Source organism: Aurantiacibacter aquimixticola, assembly GCF_003605475.1.
Lineage (GTDB): Bacteria > Pseudomonadota > Alphaproteobacteria > Sphingomonadales > Sphingomonadaceae > Alteraurantiacibacter > Alteraurantiacibacter aquimixticola_B.
In genome coordinates this window covers 2,222,129-2,240,326 of record NZ_RAHX01000001.1, presented here as the reverse complement: position 1 = coordinate 2,240,326, position 18,198 = coordinate 2,222,129, and the positions used below count along the sequence as shown (strand labels likewise).

Annotated in this window: 14 protein-coding genes; 8 read left to right on the top strand and 6 right to left on the bottom strand. The window is 64.3% G+C overall.

Annotated elements, in window-relative coordinates:
* Positions 1-56: 56 nt before the first annotated feature.
* Positions 57-2,249, top strand: a complete 2,193-nt coding sequence (locus D6201_RS11270; RefSeq protein WP_120048868.1) for an RNA degradosome polyphosphate kinase — start codon at positions 57-59, stop codon at positions 2,247-2,249.
* Positions 2,246-3,754, top strand: a complete 1,509-nt coding sequence (locus D6201_RS11265) for a Ppx/GppA phosphatase family protein (protein WP_165853547.1) — start codon at positions 2,246-2,248, stop codon at positions 3,752-3,754. The genes D6201_RS11270 and D6201_RS11265 overlap by 4 nt, the downstream gene beginning before the upstream one ends.
* Positions 3,755-3,761: 7 nt before the next feature.
* Here D6201_RS11265 and D6201_RS11260 read toward each other — a convergent pair whose 3' ends face one another.
* Entirely contained in the window at positions 3,762-5,780 is a 2,019-nt protein-coding gene (locus D6201_RS11260) for a TonB-dependent receptor plug domain-containing protein (RefSeq protein ID WP_120049374.1), read from the bottom strand.
* A 103-nt stretch (positions 5,781-5,883) separates the two neighbouring features.
* Here D6201_RS11260 and folD point away from each other — a divergent pair, with 103 nt between their 5' ends.
* From folD to D6201_RS11240, 4 genes are all read left to right on the top strand, one after another.
* Complete coding sequence (folD, locus tag D6201_RS11255) at positions 5,884-6,822, top strand: bifunctional methylenetetrahydrofolate dehydrogenase/methenyltetrahydrofolate cyclohydrolase FolD (RefSeq protein WP_120048866.1); 939 nt, start codon at positions 5,884-5,886, stop codon at positions 6,820-6,822.
* A 12-nt stretch (positions 6,823-6,834) separates the two neighbouring features.
* Positions 6,835-8,349, top strand: a complete 1,515-nt coding sequence (locus D6201_RS11250) for a flavin-containing monooxygenase (protein ID WP_120048865.1) — start codon at positions 6,835-6,837, stop codon at positions 8,347-8,349.
* A complete protein-coding gene (locus tag D6201_RS11245; RefSeq protein ID WP_120048864.1) occupies positions 8,346-9,104 on the top strand; it encodes a competence/damage-inducible protein A in 759 nt (252 codons plus the stop codon). Before D6201_RS11250 ends, D6201_RS11245 begins: the two co-directional genes overlap by 4 nt.
* 76 nt (positions 9,105-9,180) lie before the next feature.
* Entirely contained in the window at positions 9,181-12,135 is a 2,955-nt protein-coding gene (locus D6201_RS11240; RefSeq protein ID WP_120048863.1) for a DUF2339 domain-containing protein, read from the top strand.
* Here D6201_RS11240 and D6201_RS11235 read toward each other — a convergent pair.
* The 4 genes from D6201_RS11235 to rplK form a co-directional block, all read right to left on the bottom strand.
* Positions 12,132-12,356: a hypothetical protein gene (locus D6201_RS11235; protein WP_120048862.1), complete on the bottom strand. Its 225-nt coding sequence runs from the start codon at positions 12,354-12,356 to the stop codon at positions 12,132-12,134. The two genes, D6201_RS11240 and D6201_RS11235, sit on opposite strands and share 4 nt — an antisense overlap.
* Before the next feature lie 107 nt (positions 12,357-12,463).
* Entirely contained in the window at positions 12,464-13,060 is a 597-nt protein-coding gene (locus D6201_RS11230) for an outer membrane protein (protein ID WP_120049373.1), read from the bottom strand.
* Positions 13,061-13,330: 270 nt separating this feature from the next.
* Complete coding sequence (gene rplA, locus D6201_RS11225; protein ID WP_120048861.1) at positions 13,331-14,023, bottom strand: 50S ribosomal protein L1; 693 nt, start codon at positions 14,021-14,023, stop codon at positions 13,331-13,333.
* Positions 14,024-14,027: 4 nt separating this feature from the next.
* Positions 14,028-14,459, bottom strand: coding sequence for a 50S ribosomal protein L11 (gene rplK / locus D6201_RS11220; RefSeq protein WP_120048860.1), 432 nt, complete (start codon positions 14,457-14,459; stop codon positions 14,028-14,030).
* A 435-nt stretch (positions 14,460-14,894) separates the two neighbouring features.
* Between rplK and D6201_RS11215 the strand changes: the two genes are divergently transcribed.
* Entirely contained in the window at positions 14,895-15,686 is a 792-nt protein-coding gene (locus D6201_RS11215) for a CPBP family intramembrane glutamic endopeptidase (RefSeq protein ID WP_120048859.1), read from the top strand.
* Positions 15,687-15,745: 59 nt separating this feature from the next.
* On the opposite strand, the gene D6201_RS11210 is transcribed toward D6201_RS11215, so the two are convergent.
* Complete coding sequence (locus D6201_RS11210) at positions 15,746-16,648, bottom strand: bacteriorhodopsin (protein ID WP_165853546.1); 903 nt, start codon at positions 16,646-16,648, stop codon at positions 15,746-15,748.
* Positions 16,649-16,827: 179 nt separating this feature from the next.
* Between D6201_RS11210 and D6201_RS11205 the strand changes: the two genes are divergently transcribed.
* Positions 16,828-18,195, top strand: a complete 1,368-nt coding sequence (locus D6201_RS11205; protein ID WP_120048857.1) for a TrkH family potassium uptake protein — start codon at positions 16,828-16,830, stop codon at positions 18,193-18,195.
* The last annotated feature ends 3 nt before the right edge of the window (positions 18,196-18,198 follow it).

Sequence of the window (18,198 nt, the reverse complement as noted above, 5' to 3'; positions counted from 1 at the left end):
TGACACGCCGCTGAGCTTTCTTGCGGAAAGCCCGGCAAACCGGCAGACAGGCGGCCATGGCCAGCCACCCCGACACCGCGCATCCCGCCGCTGCCAATGACAGCACCAGCTTTGCCGATCTTCCGGCGGAGGCGCGATATTTCAATCGTGAATTGTCGTGGCTCGCCTTCAACGACCGAGTGCTGGAGGAGGCGAACAACACCGCCTACCCGTTGCTCGAACGGCTGCGCTTCCTGTCGATCTCCGGCAGCAATCTCGACGAGTTCATGATGATCCGCGTCGCCGGACTGGCAGGCCAGGTGCGTAGCGGCGTTTGCGAAACCTCGATCGACGGGAAGACGCCGACGCAGCAGCTCGCCGCCATCACCACCCGCGTGCGTGAGCTTGAGGCAAAGCAGCAACGCGCCCTGTCCCAATTGCGCCCATTGCTCGAACATGAGGGCATCCACATCGCGGGAGAGGACCGCATCGAGGAGGACGCCGAAGACTGGCTGCGCGCCTATTTCCTCGAGCACATCATGCCGGTCATCACGCCGCAGGTTCTTGATCCGGCGCATCCCTTCCCCTTCGTGGCCAATGCCGGGATCGGCGCGCTGTTCAATCTTCGCCGCAAGAGCGATGGCAGCCAGCTGATCGAGATGGTGCTGGTCCCTGCCATGCTGCCGCGCTTCGTGCGCATTCCGGCTGAGGTGCTCGGCGACGAGGCGATCTATGTCGCGATCGAACGCGTAGTCTGTCGGTATGCCGAGCTGATCTTCCCCGGCTTCACGATCCAGGGCGATGGCGTATTTCGGGTGCTGCGCGACAGCGATATCGAGATCGAGGAAGAGGCCGAAGACTTGGTCCGCCTGTTCCGCAGCGCCATTCAGCGCCGCCGCCGCGGGCAGGTCATCATGTTGGAGATCGACGAAAGCTTCGACGCCGAGGCAGGTGAATTGCTGCACGACAAGCTGGGGCTGGAACAGGCCTTCGTCACCACGACCGAGGGGATGCTGGGCATTTCCGGGCTTGAAGAGGTGGTGAAGGAAGATCGTCCCGAGCTGAAATTCACGCCCTATTCGCCCCGCTATCCCGAGCGCATTCTCGAACAGGACGGCGACGCCTTCGCCGCGATCCGCGCCAAGGATATTGTCATCCACCACCCCTATGAAAGCTTCGAGGTCGTGGTCGATTTCCTGCGGCAGGCGGCCGCCGATCCAAAAGTCGTCTCGATCAAGCAGGCGCTCTACCGCGCGGGCAACCAGCCCACTGTCATCAACGCGCTGATCGCGGCGGCGGAAGCGGGCAAGTCCGTCACGGCCGTAGTCGAGCTAAAAGCCCGCTTCGACGAGGAACAGAACTTGAAATGGGCGGGCGAGCTTGAGCGCGCCGGCGTGCAGGTGATCTACGGCTTCATCGATATGAAGACTCACGCGAAAATCAGCATGGTCGTGCGCGAGGAGGAAGAGGGCATCCGCACCTACTGCCATTTCGGCACCGGGAACTACCACCCGGTCACCGCCAAAATCTACACCGACCTCAGCTACTTCACCGCCGACCCGGCGCTGGGCCGCGATGCGGCAAAGCTGTTCAACTTCGTCACCGGCTATGTCGAGCCGCAAGGCATGGAGCGCCTCGCGATCAGCCCGCTGACGCTGGACGACACGATCATCGACAATATCGATCGGGAAATCGCTTTCGCGCGCGAGGGCAAGCCCGCTACGATCTGGGCAAAGGTGAATTCCATCACCGATCAGAAGATGATCGACAAGCTCTATGAAGCGAGCCACGCGGGCGTGGAGGTCGTGCTGGTGGTGCGCGGCATTTGCTGCCTGCGCCCCGGCGTGCCGGGCCTTTCGGAGGACATTACCGTCAAATCAATCATCGGCCGCTTTCTGGAGCACAGCCGCATCTACGCCTTCGGAAATGGCGAGGCGATGCCAGGCGACAAGGCCAAGGTGTACATCTCCAGCGCGGACTTGATGGAACGCAACCTCCATCGCCGCGTAGAATCGCTCGTGCCTATCACCAACCAGACTGTGCACGATCAGGTGCTGGACCAGGTGCTGCTCGCCAACCTGCTCGATACCGAGCAAAGCTGGCTGCTCGATGGCGAGACCGGCGAGTACGAGCGGGTCCATGCGGATGGTGACGAGGCGGGCTTCAACTGCCATGCCTATTTCATGACCAACCCTTCGCTCAGCGGGCGTGGCGACGCGCTGAAGGAAAGCGGCGTGCCGAAGCTCACCTTGCGCAAGGGCGCGCAGTGACACCAGCACTGACGAAACGGGGCGCTGTGAAGATCGAAGTGCCTGATCGGGCAGTGATCGATATCGGCTCCAATACCGTCCGCCTCGTCGTCTATTCCGGTCCGCGCCGCGCGCCCAATGTGTGGCTGAACGAGAAGGTGACCGCGCGTCTCGGCCGCGATCTCGCAGCGACGGGCGCGATACCTGAAGAGGCTGAAACACTGGCGCTGGAAGGGTTGACCCGCTTCGCCGCGATCCTTCGCGATCTCGGCATCGCCGACGTGGCTACCGTGGCGACGGCCGCTTCGCGCGACGCCAGCAACGGGCCGGATTTCATCGAGAAGGTCCGCGCCATCGGGTTGGAGCCGCGCGTGCTGACAGGTGTGGAAGAGGCCGAAGTCGCCGCCAGCGGAGTAATGGGCGCCTTTCCTGGCGCTGCGGGAGTCGTGGCAGATCTCGGCGGCGGCAGCCTCGAACTCGCGGCTATTGCGGACGGGGCATGCCATGAGGGCGTAAGCCTCCCGCTCGGCACACTGCGTCTGCCCGCGCTGATGAATGAGGGAGACGAAGCATTTCGCAATGCTGTCGAAGGGCATCTCGCGAAGGCGCAATGGGCTGCCGAACAGGACGGCCCGCTCTATCTCGTCGGGGGCACATGGCGCGCGCTGGCCAGCTTTGCGATGCACAAGGCGGAATATCCGATCAGCGATCCGCAGGCCTTTTGCCTTACGCCCGAAGAGGCTGACCGTATCGCGGCTCGCCTGACCGATGCCGACCCCGACACGCTGACCGACATATCGGACATATCCTCGAGCCGCGCCGCCGGGCTGCCGCACGCCGCCGCCATGCTGCGCATCATGCTAGCGCGTTTCGAACCCTCGGCGCTCGTCATTTCAGCCTGGGGCCTGCGCGAGGGGCTGCTGTTCGACCGGCTCAAGAACGGCGCAAAAGAGCAGGATCCCTTGCTCACTGCCGTCACGCATTTCACCACGCCGCGCGGCGCAGACATCACCAATGCGACGCTGACCGCAGCGTGGACGGCGGAGGCCGTGGACGGGCGCAATCGCGGCAGTGAGCGCATCCGCCTTGCCGCAACCATGTTGACGCAGGCTGCAGCGCGGATCGAGCCCAATCTGCGCCTCGCCCATTCGACGGACTGGGCGCTGGAGAAGCGATGGCTCGGCCTCGACCACACGGGCCGCGCGATGATTGCACAATGTCTTCGCGCCAGTTGCGGATCGCCGAAGCTCGTCGCCGATTACCTGCGCATGGCGGATGAGGAACAGCTGCACCGCGCCTCCGCATGGGGTCTCGCCAATCGCCTGTGCCGCAAGATCGGCGCGGGCACGCGCATCTCCCTGCTGGGCAGCGCTTTGCGGCGCGAGGACGACAGGCTCGTGCTTCGCTTCGATAAAAGCCGCGCCTATCTGATGGCGGATAGCGTCGAGAGCGAACTGGCGAACCTTGCCGACTGGCTTGGCCTCAAGCACGAGATGATGGTGGGCGAACCGGTCCCGGCGAAGTAGCCGTGCGTCAATAGCCCCAGCGCAGGCCCAACCACACCGTGCGCGGTGTGCCCAGATCTATCGCGCCGCCCGAATTGCGCGTGACGATCGCTTCGTCGAGCAGATTCTCGACCCGCCCGACCAGCGCAAGCTGCGCCACCAGTGGCATCTGGGCATAGAGGTCCAGCGTGGTCGCGGCGGGCAGCACATCCGTCTCGCGGTCATCCTCGAACTGCTCGCCGACATGGCGCAGCGTCGCGGATGCGAGCGCGCCTTCGGCAAAGTCGTAGCTGGCGGTCAGGCTGGCGGCGAAGCTTGGCGTTTGCGGCGGGCGATTGCCGTCAAGCGGTTCGGCAAAGCCGCTGCCGATCACCTCTGCAGCGGTGAACACCATTGTGGCGTTGAGGCCGAATGCACCCCGATCGACTGCGGCAGCGAGCTCCAGCCCCTGCGCCGAGATGGCATCCAGATTGCGGCGCTGGCGCAGGTTTTCCGCCAGCGTGACATTGGCGATGGCGCCTTCCACATCGTTGTCGAAATAAGTGGCTGCAAGCGAAACGCCGTCTAGGGGCAGCAGGTCGAAACCGACTTCCCAACCTTCAAGCCGCTCGGGCTCGAGCTCGGCATTGGCCTGCGTGACGACCGGGAAGACCACGAAAGGCCGGTAAAGCTCGTTGAGCGTCGGCAAGCGGAACCCCGAATAGAGCGCGCCGCGCAGTCTCGCGGCCTCGTCCAGATCGTAAAGCGCACCCGCGCGCCAGGTCGTTTCCCAGCCTGCCTGGTCGGCGAAACTGTCGTCTCGAACGGTCGCGCCATCGGCATCACGTGCGCGGTAGAAACCGTTTGCAATGGTATAGTGATCTGCGCGGAGTCCACCTGTCAGCGTAAGCGCGCCGAGCTGCCAGTCATGCTCCACGAACAGGCCGAGATCGGTCGTCTCGCCGCCGGCGAATCGGTTCTCCCGAAGTGAGCCTGTAAACGCTGAGAAAGCATCCTCGAAAAGCTCGCCCTCATTGCGTCGATAATCCACGCCAAAGCGCAGCGTGTGGTCATCGCCGACGGGCGGGCGCAATTCGAGCTTGCCGCCGAGGCCTGTGGAGGGAGTGTCCTTCTGGTCCAGCACGCGCACGAAACGGGTCGAGGAGATGACGACATTGGTGAAGTTGCGCCACTGGGCATAGGCCAGCGCATCGACCTGCCACGGCCCTCGGCTAACCGCACGCAGGGACACGTCCTGCCCTTCCGAAGAACTGTCCGCCCCGTCGAAACGCAGCGTGCGATTGTCCTCGAAGGCAAGAATACGCCCCTGCAACTCGAGATCGCTGCCAAGTCGCTGAACAATCCTGCCACCTGCGGACCAGCTGTCGAAATTCGCGCGGCTACTGGCAGGAGCGCGCTGGTCTTCCGGCGTGGTGAAGAAACCGTCGCCCCTGTCCCAGCGGCCGTGCACGACCGCATAGCCGTCGCCAATCCGCGGCGCGACGCTGGAGGACAGCTCGGTGTCGCCGCGAAAATTGGCGAGCGCGCTCGCGGTAAGCGGACCGAGCGTCATGGCATCAGCGCTGGCCAGCTCGATCGTCCCGGCGAGCGCGCCCGCACCAAACGGACCGGACCCGCCGCCGCGGGTTACGCGGATGCTCTCCAAGCGCTCGGGCGCGATGGCGCTGAAGGGGATGTAGCCGAAAAACGGGTCCGCCACCGGCACGCCGTCGAGCAGGATCAGCGCGCGGCTCGTGGCATTTCCGCCGAGGGCTCGCAGCGTCGCGCCCTGCGCGCTGGGATTTGCCGAGCGGCTGTCGGAACGGCGGAATTGCTGGAATCCTGCGATGTTAGACAGCGCATCCTCCAGCCGTCCGCTGGCGGTGGTGACGATGGTTTCGCGGTCCAGTTCCACGCTGGAATAGGCAGGCGCGGCGGGCGTTTCGGGCAGCCCCTCGCCCCGCACGATGATGACGTCCTGTTCGGGGTCGGTGACGTCCACTTCTTGCGCAGCAACGGACACGGGAAGCGCGAATAACGCGGCGGCAATGACGATACGCGACACCATCGGCGCGCCATGCAGCCATCGGGGCAGATCGGCAAGAGCGCCCTTGCCGCCACGCCGTGCTATCGGCAGGAGGCGGCATAACGGCGCAGCGGGATCGAAAATCATGGCGGACATTATCGACGGGCGCGCGATCGCCGCCCAGCTGGACGAAGTGACCAAGGCGCAGGTCGACGCGCTGCTGGCGGACGGCCATCCCGCGCCGGGGCTCGATGTGATCCTGGTCGGCAACGATCCCGCGAGCGAAGTCTATGTCCGCCACAAGATCCGGGCATGCGAGCGGGTCGGCATCGTATCGCGCAAGCACCAGCTGCCCGCCGACACTTCGCAGGACGATCTGCTGGCGCTGATCGCCACGCTCAATGCCAAGCCGGAAGTACACGGCATCCTGTGCCAAGTGCCGCTGCCCGAGCAGATCGACCCCGCGCTGGTGCTCGGTGCCATCGCGCCGAACAAGGATGTGGACGGCTTCCACCCGGTCAATGTCGGGCGGCTCTCCACAGGCACCGGCGGCATCGTGCCCTGTACGCCTTTGGGCGTGATGAAGCTGATCGCCAGCGTCGTCGACGATCTCACCGGCAAGGACGTGGTGGTGATCGGCAAGTCCAATATCGTCGGCAAGCCCGTCGCCAACCTGCTGCTCGATGCCGAGGCGACCGTCACCGTCACCCATATCTACACCCACGGCCTTGCCGATATCTGTCGCCAGGCCGACATTATCGTCGCCGCCGCGGGCGCGCCGCGACTGGTGCGCGGCCACTGGGTGAAGGACGGGGCGGTGCTGATCGATGTCGGCATCACCCGTATCGAGGGTGAGGACGGCAAGACGAAGCTCGTGGGCGATATCGCCTTCGACGAAGTGCAACACGCCGCTGCCGTCACGCCGGTGCCGGGCGGCGTCGGCCCGATGACCATCGCCTGCCTGCTGTCCAACACGGTGAAGGCGGCGCGCGTCGCCTACGGTATTGACAAGAATGTCGGCAACGACTTTCCCGGCGGCCCCACGCGCCCTATGTTCACCGGATCAGGTTCGATTCCAAACTAGGTGATACGCAGCATGACCCAGCCCGATACCGACGTTCTCATCATCGGGGCGGGCCTGTCCGGCATTTCGATGGCGGGCCATATGGGGATGCAGTGTCCGGAACGGACCTACACCATCCTCGAGCGTCGTGAGGATATCGGCGGGACATGGGACCTGTTCCGTTATCCCGGCGTGCGCTCAGACAGCGACATGCATACGCTCGGCTTCGATTTCGAACCGTGGGTGCATGAGGATTCGATAGCGGACGGCCCGGCCATCCTCGAATATCTCAATCGCATCGTGGATGAGCGCGACATCCGCCCGAACATCCGCTTCGGCCAGACCGTCATCAGCGCCGCATGGGACACGCCGAGCGCCACATGGACGATCACCGCCCGCGGAACGGATGGCACCGAAACGAAGCACACGGCGCGCTGGCTCTATTTCGCCAGCGGCTATTACGATTACGACGATCCGCACGATGCACAGTTGCCCGGTATCGACACTTTCGGCGGCGAGGTGGCTCATCCGCAATTCTGGCCGAAGGATCTGGATTTCGCGGGCAAGAATGTCGTTGTCATCGGGTCGGGCGCAACGGCCGTCACCATCGTCCCGGCGATGGCGGACGAGGCGAGAAGCGTCACCATGCTGCAGCGCACGCCGACATGGATGGGCGAAGGCCCGCGCCGCGACGCGATCAACCGATTTCTGGTCAAGGTGCTGCCCGACAAATGGGCCTATTGGCTGACCCGGCAGAAGAACATTCTGCTGCGCAGCTTCTTCTTCGACATGTCGCGTCGGAACCCTGCGCGCCTGGCGCAGATGCTTCGAGGCAGGCTGCACGATTCGCTCGGCAGTTCGTATGAGGAAAAGCATTTCGAGCCGCCCTATAATCCGTGGCAGCAGCGCCTTTGCCTGGTGCCCGATGGCGACCTGTTCAACGCGATCAAACAGCGCAAGGCGCGCATCGTCACCGATCATATCGACAGCTTCGATGCCACCGGCATCCGGCTGAAATCGGGCGATCACCTGCCCGCCGACGTCGTCGTGACCGCGACGGGGCTGAAGCTGGTGCTGGCGGGCAAGGTGGCGGTATCGAAGGACGGCAAGCCGGTCGATTTCACAGAGCACTTCTTCTACCGCTCGACCATGTTCTCCAACATGCCGAACCTGTCCTTCGTGTTCGGCTATCTCAATGCCAGCTGGACGCTGCGCGCCGATCTCAATTCCCGCTACGCCTGCGGGGTGCTCAATCACATGGCGAAGACCGGCCATACCATCGCCATTCCCGAACTCGCGCCGGAGGACGAGCCGGAAGAGGTCGAGCCGTGGGATTATACCTCCGGCTATCTCGCCCGTGCGCGGCACCTGATGCCGAAGACGGGGGCGGAGCGGCCTTGGGCGTTCACGCATAGCTATATTGAGGATCGCAAGGATCTGCGCGCGCGTCCGGTGGCTGACGGCGTCCTCGTTTTCACCGATCCCGATGCCGTGGCGGATCGCGAGGACGAGGCCGTCTCGGAGCATGAGAGGATCGCCGCGGAATGAGCGACAAGATATGGACTGCAGCATTGGTGGTGATCGGGGACGAGATCCTCTCCGGTCGCACGCAGGACAGGAACATCGCCCAGATCGCCAGCTGGTTGCAGGTGCAAGGCATTCGCCTCGCCGAAGTGCGCGTGGTTTCCGACGATGAGGATGCCATCGTCGAGGCCGTGAATGCCTTGCGCGCACGCAACGACTATCTTTTCACCACCGGCGGCATCGGACCGACGCATGACGACATTACCGTGGATGCGGTGGCGAAGGCGCTGGGCGTCGACGTGGTCGTGCATCCGGACGCGCGCGCCATTCTGGAGCGCTACTATGCCGACAAGCCGGGCGGGCTGACCGAGGCGCGGCTGCGCATGGCGCGCGTGCCCGACGGCGCGGAGCTGATCCCCAATCGCATCTCCGGCGCGCCCGGCATCCGGCACGGCCATCTCTTTGTGATGGCAGGCGTGCCGCACATCACCGCACAGATGCTGGACGGGCTGACCGGAGAGCTCGAGGGCGGCGCGCCGCTCATCACCGAAACCGTGGGCTGCTGGACCGCGGAAAGCGAAGTTGCCGACATATTGCGCGAAGTCGAGAGCGCGCATGACGACTGCCAGATTGGCAGTTATCCTTTCTTTCGCGAAGGCCGGGTGGGCGCAAACTTCGTAGTCCGCTCGACCAGCGCCGAAGTGCTCGCGAGCGCGGTGGACACGCTTTGCGAAGCGCTTGGCGAGGAAGGGCATGACTTCACGCCCGGTGGGATATAGCGCCCAATATGATGTCCATTCCGCTTGCCTAGCGCCCGCGCCGCGCTAATCTGCGCGGTGACGGGGGACATCGCAGTTGGAATTCCTGCTCATCATCGTGATCGGTGCGGTCCTGTTCGGGCTGTGGCAACGCGTCGACGACCTCGAACGGCGACTGGCCGATGCCGAGAGCAGGGGATATGGCTACGCGCCCGAAATGCCGCCTACACACGTGGCCGATCAAGAGCCGATCGTCCGCACGGCCCCGCGCGAGCCGACTCCCGAATTTGACCATGAACGCGGTTATGACCCGATCGACGTCGAACCGGTCGCAATGCCCGAGCCGCAACCCGAACCGGCCATGCCGCTGGCTGCGGCAGACGCGCCTTCAGTGGTCGAAGAGCCGCCATCGGTAGAGCAACACGATGACGACGACGCCAGCAGCTACCGCGCACCGCGCTTCGATTTCGAAGACATTTTCGGTCGCAAACTGCCGATCTGGGCGGGCGGCATCGCGCTCGCCGTGGGCGGGGTTTTTCTGGTCATCTATTCGATCGAAGCCGGATTGCTCGGCCCCGAAGTGCGCGTTGCGCTCAGCTTCCTGTTCGGCCTCGTCCTGCTCGGCGGCGCGGAGGCGGCCTACCGGTTCGAGGACAAGGTCGCCGATCCCCGCGTGCGCCAAGCGCTCGCCGGGGCGGGCATCGCGACGCTTTATGCCGCCTTCTACCTCGCAGGCTCGCTTTACGGCCTGATCGGCCCGGCAACCGCATTCGTGGGCCTGGCGCTGGTGACCGCGCTGGCATTGGGACTGACCGCGCGCTTCGGCCTGCCGACGGCTATCCTCGGCCTCCTCGGTGGCTTTGCGACCCCGCTGCTTGTGGCGAGCGAAGACGCCAACGTGCCCGTGCTCGCCTTCTATCTCGCGCTTCTCACCTGCGGCCTCGCGATCACCGCACGGCGCCTGGGCGTCGCATGGCTCGGCGCGGCGGCTCTTGCCGGGGGGTTCGGCTGGGGCGGCCTGATGCTGCTGGCGCAGCCGGTGGACAGCGCGGACTTCATCTCCATCGGCCTGTATCTTCTGGTGCTCGGCATTGCCGTGCCATTGCTGTTGACCGATGAGACCCGCTTGCCTTTCACGCGCCTGATGGCAAGCGCGCTGGCGGCGGCTCAGCTGGCGGCCCTGGTGGGACTGGCGGGGTTCGATCTGCTGACCTGGGGGCTATACCTCCTGCTGGCTGCAGCGCTGGCGGTGCTTGCATGGCGACATGCGGAATTGCGCGTCGGGAACGGCTTTGCCACGGCGCTGGGCGCGATCCTGCTCATGCTCTGGCCCAATTCCTCGGCCGATGATTTCGTCACCGTTGCCGCAGCGCTCGGTGTCATTGGCTTGGGCCTGCCGCTGGCGCTTATCTGGCGCGGCCGGGCGGACGATCCCGACCTGCTCCAGCTGAGCCTGGGCGCGCTTCTGCTCGGCGGGGCGCTCTTCCTGCGCTTCGGATCGTGGGACAATGAGGTCCATCTTCCCGGTCTCGCAATGGCGAGCGCGGCGCTGGCGGCGATTGTCGCGGCAGGTGCCTATCGCATCTGGCGGCGTGGGGGCGATCTCGATCGGCTGCTGGCCATGCCGGTGGCTGCGAGCGCCATCCTCTCCTTCGCCGCGCTGCATGTCGTGCTGGCCGACTGGGCAGAGGTTGTGGGAGCGGCGGTGGTCACGCTCGTGCTTGCCGAGCTGATCCGCCGCCGTCGCGGCAAATCGCTTGCCGGGGTCGCCTGGATCGGCGCCGTCGTGACCGCCATCGCCCTGCTTTCGATCGGCACCATCCTGGCCGAGCTGTCCCGCGCATTCGGCGATGACTACGGCGATCCGATCCTTTGGCAATCGCTCATCCGATGGGCCTCCGCTACCCTGCCGTTCCTCGCCCTCGCCGCAGTCGAGTGGCGGCGCTTCGGGCGCCGGATCGCGGGCGCGATCACCACCTTGATGGCTTATACCGTGCTCGCGCAGTTCATTCCGAGCGCGTGGCTGGCTTGGACCGCCGCCGCACTCGCCCTCGCCGTCACCTGGTTCCTTCCGCGTCGCTTAGGAGCGCTGGGCGCGCTGCTCGTCATCGGTCTGTTCTGGGCCGTCGCGCCGATGATAGAATGGCTCGGCACCGGCATCGAGGCGGTCGGCGCGCGGCCGGCCTTCGTCGGCGACCTCCCCACCGTGGGCGATACGTTGCGCCGAGTACTGCCCTTCGTCGCCGTCCTTGCATTGGCAATCTGGCGCATCGGCATGGCGCGGCGGTGGCGTATTCTGTTCACCGCTCTGGCGGGCGCGGGCGCACTCGTGGTGCTGCACACGTTGTTCAAGCAGATCTTTGCCATTGCCTCGCCTGGCGACTTCACGAACTACGGGCTGCTCGAACGCACCGTCTGGCAGGCCCTGCTGATCGGAGGCGGCGCCGCAGTGCTGCGACTGCGCCCTTCACTCCGCGAACCGGCACTTGCGTCGATCGCTGCCGGGTGTGCGCATTTCGCCTATTTCAGCTTCATCCTCCACAATCCGCTATGGGATGCGCAGGCCGTCGGACCCGCGCCGATCGCCAACGCATTGCTCGCCGCTTACGGCGTTGCCGGTATCGGCGTCTGGTTGCTGGCCAGCACACTGCGGGAGAGGACGGGTGGCAAGTTGCGCCCCATGCGCGACGGGCTTTTCATGTTTCTGACTGCGTTCTGGGCCTTGTCCGAATTGCGCCACGCCTTCGCTGGCAGTATCCTGATCTATGCGCCAATGACGCAGACCGAAGACCTGCTCCGCTCGCTGCTCGGCATCGTACTGGCGCTCGGCTTCCTGTGGTGGGGATCGCGCAGCGACCAACGAACCTGGCGCATAGGTTCGCTGGTGCTGATGCTGGTGGCCGTGCTGAAGGTCTTTCTGTTCGACGCAGCGGAATTGGAAGGACTGCTGCGGATCGGCAGTTTCCTGGCGCTGGGCGCGAGTCTGATCGGCATCGGCTGGGTGTATTCGCGCCAGTTGTCTAGCCGCAGTCGCGCCGCCGCCGAAGCCTAGCCTTTCGAGCTTTTGGCGATCTCGTCCCGCACCTGTCGCGCGCCGCGCTCGGCCTTGCGGTAATTCTCGGCGCTAGCACGCTTGTTGCTGACATAGCCGAACAGGATGAAGACGAAGAGCAGCAGCGCGCCAACGCCTGCGGCTATGCGGTTGTCCACCCACACGGCGAGGCCGACGGTGATGGCGAAAGCGGCGATGATGCCGATAAGAGTTTTGGACATGGATATTCCTTTCACCCACTCAACGCGCAGGATTGGCGGAATATCCGGCAAGGGCCACGGCAAAAGGGCGGTGGCGGCGGCGCTTTACACCCCGCCGCCACACAGGATCAGAAGCGCAGACCCACGCCTGCGACAACCTGGTCTGTCGTGATATCGTCGAAATCGTCATCCGCCACGCCGCCATAGCGAGAGCGGCGATATTCGAGCCGCGCTTCCAGCGGGCCGGGCAATTGCACCTGCAAGCCGCCACCGAAGCGGATACCGTCGGTGTTCTCCTCCAGATCGTCCAGCGAGCCGGATTGGGTGAACGCGGTCGTGTCGAGCGAGGTGTAGCCGACCTTGCCATAAGCGGCGATGCCCGGCGTCACGGCGAAGCCTGCGCGAAGGCCGAGGTAATATTGGCCGTCGGTATCGAGCCCGTCATAGGCATCGTCGAAATCGCCGGGGAAGTCCGTGCTGTTCTCGCTCGTCGAAATCTCGCCTTCAATGCCGACAAAGGCGCTGCCGAGGCTGAGATCGTATCCGGCATTGATGCCGTAGACGGCCGAGTCCGCGTCGGCGGAGACAGAGCCGTCTCCAGATTCGACATCGATTCCTTCGAACCCGCCGATCACGCCGATAAAGGGCCCGCCCTCGGCCTGTGCGAAGGCGGGCGTCGCGGTGAAAGCCACGGCGAGCGCAGCCAATGTTGTGATGCGTTTCATGCTTGTGTCCTTTTCAAAGCCCCTTGGCGCGCGTTCCGCCTCGTCGGATTGCCGCAGCATGAATCGAACGGCGGAACGGAGCCGCCACGCGACGACATGAGAAGGGGCGGGAGAATCGCTTCCCCCGCCCCTTGGCAACTTCAATCAATTTAGGACAGCGCTAACCCGCCCATTTTGCGGCAAGGCCGAACGGCCGCCCGCAGGAGCCACGTAGCGGAGCGGAGGGATCAGCACCGAGGATGTCCGCGCGGATGCGCGGACACACGCAAATCACGCCCCTTCGACCTCGGCGAGGTCGATCTTCAGGCCCGGGCCCATTGTGGAGGTCAGCGAGATCTTCTTCACGAACTTGCCCTTCGCGCCCGAAGGCTTGCCCTTCACGACGGCCTGGGTGAGCGCTTCGAAGTTCTTCTTCAGGTCGGCATCCTTGAAGGACAGTTTGCCGATGCCCGAATGGATGATGCCCTGCTTTTCTACGCGATATTCGACCTGGCCGCCCTTGGCGTCCTTCACGGCCTGCTCCACGTTCGGGGTGACCGTCCCGAGCTTCGGGTTCGGCATCAGACCCTTGGGGCCGAGCACCTTGCCGAGGCGACCGACGACACCCATCATGTCCGGCGTGGCGATCACGCGGTCATAGTCGAGATTGCCGTTCTGCATGTCTTCCATGAGGTCTTCCGCACCGACCTTGTCGGCACCGGCAGCTTCGGCCTTTTCGGCGTTCTCGCCGCGCGCGAACACGGCGACCTTCACGTCCTTGCCCGTACCACCCGGCAGGGAAACCATGCCGCGAACCATCTGATCCGCATGGCGCGGATCGACACCGAGATTCATGGCGACTTCGACGGTTTCGTCGAAATTGGCCTTGTGCTCGCGCAGGGTCGCGATCGCTTCGTCAACGGTGTAGAGCTTCTCGTTATCGAGCTCGGCCACCTTCTTCTGCTTCTTGGTCAGCTGTGCCATTCTATCAGCCCTCCACCACTTCGATGCCCATCGAGCGGGCGCTGCCGGCGATGATCTTGACCGCCTGGTCGATATCGTTGGCGTTCAGATCCTTCATCTTCGCTTCAGCGATATCGGCCAGCTGGCTGGTCTTGATCGATCCGATGATGTCCTTGCCCGGTTCCTTGGAGCCGGATTTGATCTTCATCGCCTTCTTGATCATGTAGCTGGCGGGCGGGGTCTTCGTTTCGAAGGTGAAGCTGCGGTCGGCGAAGACGGTGATCTTCGTCGGGATCGGCGCACCCTTTTCCATCTCCTGCGTGGCGGCGTTGAAGGCCTTGCAGAATTCCATGATGTTGACGCCGCGCTGGCCGAGGGCCGGGCCGATCGGCGGAGACGGGTTGGCGGCGCCCGCAGGCACCTGAAGGTTGATATAACCTTCGATCTTCTTGGCCATGATGGCCTCCTTTTCTCACTGTTCCCGCGGCGCAGGGCCGAAGGTCATGTTAAGCGGTCGAGCGGCCTGCCGGAGCAGACCTTCCGCGGGGAGTTCCCGAAGCTGTAAGCAGGGAAGGCGCGCAATTAGCGGTTTTCCGACGATTTGCAAGAGTGTTGGCAGACAAGGGTGTGACACGAATTCGCGAAAATCTGAACCATCGGGCGCCAATAGTTGAGCATGCATTCAGACATTTACGCGTAGATCGAGCCTGCATCGTGTAACCTTTCGGATTAAACCCAAACTGCGGAACGGGGATGTACTTCGCGGAAAATCGCACTCCTTCGTCCCCACGGACCGTTTCCCTGACCGACCGCGTGTAGGACAGCCCGCTTTTTCGCTTGCGCCAGCGCGCTTCGATACGACAGGGCGACAACCGGCAGGAGGGATCACCGCATGAACACCGAGAGCACAACGCCGGCAACGCGCGACGGCCATGTACCGCCGACCGACAAGGCGCGCATCGGCTGGGGGCTGCTGATTGCGCAGCTGGTAACCGTCGGCCTGGTCTATGTCCTCGCTTCCGGGATTCCGATCATCCCTTCGACCTTCGCGCAGATCCAGGCCGGTGTCGCTCCCGAGGATATCGAAGTCGGCTCCTACGTCATGGCCTCCACGGTGATGACAAGCATGGCGGCAGGTGTGTTCGTTGCCTGGTTGTGGCTGCGCCGCGAAGGGCGCGTGAGGGAGGCCTTCGACCTCACCCGCCAGACAAGCTGGACGAAAACCCTGCTCTGGGCGCTCGGAGGCTATGTCGGAGCGTTTCTCATCTTCGGCCTCGGCGGAGCGGCGATGGAAGCGATCGGGCTGGAATCCCCAGACCCCAGCCTTGTGCTGGACCTCGTCACCGAAAGCCCCGTTTCGCTCGCCATCTGGATCATCGGTGTCGCCTGCCTCGCGGCGGGGCTGGGAGAGGAGCTTCTGTTTCGCGGCTTCCTGATGGATCGGTTGTCCCGCACGCCCGGCATTGGCGGCAATATCTGGCTTGTCCTGTTCCTGCAGGCGGCAATCTTCGGCCTTCCGCATCTCTATCAAGGCTGGGGCGGCGTGATCGTCACCGGCATGATCGGCTTCATGTTCGGCTGGATGCGTTGGCGGCTGGGTGGCAGCCTGCTGCCTCTCGTGATCGTCCATGCGGCCGTGAACACGACATCCATGGTGCTGGCCTACGGTCAGGCCGTCGGCTGATCCGTGGCACGAAAAAGGCCGGAGGCAGCGCCCCCGGCCTTTTTTGCGCAAAGCGTTGCTTAGCTGCGCGTCGTCGTGCTCGTGACGGCTGGATCGCCGCGCTCTTCGGCACTGATCATGCTTGCGCTGGGCGTCTGGTCCATCATCGACACCTGCGCCTGGCGATAGCCGAGCTCCGCCGAACGGCGCAGCGCCACCTGGCTCAGCATCACGCCGAAGACCAGCTTAGAAGTCACGTCGGCGATGGTGTAGAGCGTCTGGCGGATGACCACGCCGTCCGCCGAGCTGTCGAACACCGGCCACATATAGGCGATCGGGTAGATCGCCCAGGTGATGACCAGGAACCAGAAGCACTGCACCAGACCCTTGCGGACCGCATCGCTGTGCTCGCCCTGGATATTGCGCACCGCGCCCGACAGGATGAGGATCATCCAGACCATGAAGGCCGTGGAAATCGCACCCCAGATCCACAGCTGCTCGCCGTTTTCATAGCCCGGAATGCCGGCGGCGGCGGGTTCGAAATACTGGCCGACATAGCCGGTTAGGATCATGGCGACGCCGGTGAAGGTGAGCAGCGCCCATTTGCGGAACAGCGCCGCGCCGGCAAATCCGGCGACGACCACGAGCTGTGTCATCAACATGGGCACGTCGATGATCCAGTTCATGTAGCGATAACCGTTGGAGAAGCGTTCTCCTTCAACCACGGCGAACATCTGCGTTTCCGGATTGAAGGCAAAACTCTCGTTCCACAGCATCCAGAGCTGGCCGATCTCCAGCGCGGCGGACACCATCACGACGGCGGAGATGATGGACGTGGCGCGATAGGCTGGCGCGGTCTGGTAAGCGGTCATCGCGAAATAGACGAGACCTGCGGCGAACACGGCTACGGTGAAGGCAAAGGCGTGGCGAACCACGTCATATTGCCAGACGGCCATTTCGACGAAATTTTCGATTGTCGGCATCGGTCTGCTCCCTGCTGTGCCGCGCATAGGCGGCCTAACGGCGGAGCTCGACCGGTCAGGTTGAACGCAGGCGAACCCGGCGCATGGTGTAAACGCACCGGTGCCCTTGTGGTTTCTACGGGAAAAAGTCCGTAGGGCCCTGCGGGAACGCCGCGGCGTGCGCTCTATTCAGGTGAAGCATGGCAGATGAAGGCATAGGCGCGCCGGAAGAGGGCGATTCAGGCGCGGCGGAGTCCGGCTTCGAAGCGATATCGCCGCCCGCCGCGCTCTGCATGTTGTATCTCTCCGCCATCGCGCTTGGAACGATGCTGCTGTCCCTGCCATGGGCGCAGGTCGAACCGCTGAGCTTCGGCGAAGCGCTCTTCACATCGGTCAGCGCGACCACCGTGACCGGGCTGACCGTCGTGCCCACGGGCGAAAGCTTCACGCTTTTCGGCGAAGTCGTGATCGCGCTGCTGATGCAGGTGGGCGGGCTCGGCCTGATCGTCTTCGCGTACCCGATCATCGTCTGGCTCGACGAAGCGAAAGGCGATGCAGGCGAGGAATTGCTGCAGACCGAGCTCGGTCGGCCGAGTGTCAAGGGCATCGGCAAGGTCGCCGCCAAGGTGGTGATCTTCGCATTAACCGTGCAAGCGGCAGGCGCGGCCGTGCTCGCGCTCACCTGGGTGCCCGATGAGGGATGGTACGGCGTCTGGCGCAGCGTCTTTCATACCGTCGCCGCTTTCAACAATGCGGGTTTCGATCTGCAGGGCAACAGCTTCCAGGATTATAACGGGCTGCCGCAGGTTACGCTCACCATCGCGGCGCTGTTCATCATCGGCGGGCTCGGCTGGTCCGTCCTGCTTGAACTTTCGCGGCGCGGGAAGCGGAACGGGCTGTCGGTCCATTCGCGGCTGATGCTGGTCGCGACCCTTGTCCTGCTGGCGCTCGGCACCGCGATCTTCGCCGGAGCCGAGTGGAGCAACCCGCGGACCATGGGGGCGCTGGCAAACGATGGCGAGCGCTGGGTCGCCGCCTTCTTCCAGTCCGCCACAACGCGCACGGCCGGCTTCGCCACGCTCGATTTCGGCGCGATGCGGCAGGAAACGGGCTTTGCCGCGACCGTCTTCATGTTCATCGGCGCGGGCGTCGGGTCCACGGGCGGCGGAGTGAAGGTGACGACGATGGCCATCGTCGTTCTCGCCACCATCGCGTTCTTCCGGCACCGCCGCGAGCCGGTCGTGTTCGGCAAGGTGGTGGAGCGGGAGAAGATCTTCGCCGCACTTGCCGCCCTGTGCTCGGCAGGCATGCTGGTCGTGCTGGGCGTCTTTGCGCTGCTGATGACGCAGCAGGGCGAATTCGAGGCGCTGATGTTCGAAGCGGTAAGCGCTTTCGGCACGGTCGGACTTAGCCAGGGCGCGACCGAAGGGCTCGACGGCATCGGCCGGGGAATCGTGATGGTGCTGATGTTCGCGGGCCGTGTGAGCCCGCTCTTCCTCGCCTATTTCCTGCTCGCGCCGAAAAAAACGCCCGAGCGCGATGGCAAGGCGCACATCCATATCGGTTGATCG

Bases quoted from the DNA above. Each gene is read 5' to 3' on its own strand.
- D6201_RS11270 (WP_120048868.1), top strand. From the start codon at position 57: ATGGCCAGCCACCCCGACACCGCGCATCCCGCCGCTGCCAATGACAGC.
- D6201_RS11260 (WP_120049374.1), bottom strand. From the start codon at position 5,780: ATGGTGTCGCGTATCGTCATTGCCGCCGCGTTATTCGCGCTTCCCGTG.
- folD (WP_120048866.1), top strand. From the start codon at position 5,884: ATGGCGGACATTATCGACGGGCGCGCGATCGCCGCCCAGCTGGACGAA.
- D6201_RS11250 (WP_120048865.1), top strand. From the start codon at position 6,835: ATGACCCAGCCCGATACCGACGTTCTCATCATCGGGGCGGGCCTGTCC.
- D6201_RS11245 (WP_120048864.1), top strand. From the start codon at position 8,346: ATGAGCGACAAGATATGGACTGCAGCATTGGTGGTGATCGGGGACGAG.
- D6201_RS11235 (WP_120048862.1), bottom strand. From the start codon at position 12,356: ATGTCCAAAACTCTTATCGGCATCATCGCCGCTTTCGCCATCACCGTC.
- D6201_RS11230 (WP_120049373.1), bottom strand. From the start codon at position 13,060: ATGAAACGCATCACAACATTGGCTGCGCTCGCCGTGGCTTTCACCGCG.
- rplA (WP_120048861.1), bottom strand. From the start codon at position 14,023: ATGGCACAGCTGACCAAGAAGCAGAAGAAGGTGGCCGAGCTCGATAAC.
- rplK (WP_120048860.1), bottom strand. From the start codon at position 14,459: ATGGCCAAGAAGATCGAAGGTTATATCAACCTTCAGGTGCCTGCGGGC.
- D6201_RS11215 (WP_120048859.1), top strand. From the start codon at position 14,895: ATGAACACCGAGAGCACAACGCCGGCAACGCGCGACGGCCATGTACCG.
- D6201_RS11210 (WP_165853546.1), bottom strand. From the start codon at position 16,648: ATGCCGACAATCGAAAATTTCGTCGAAATGGCCGTCTGGCAATATGAC.
- D6201_RS11205 (WP_120048857.1), top strand. From the start codon at position 16,828: ATGGCAGATGAAGGCATAGGCGCGCCGGAAGAGGGCGATTCAGGCGCG.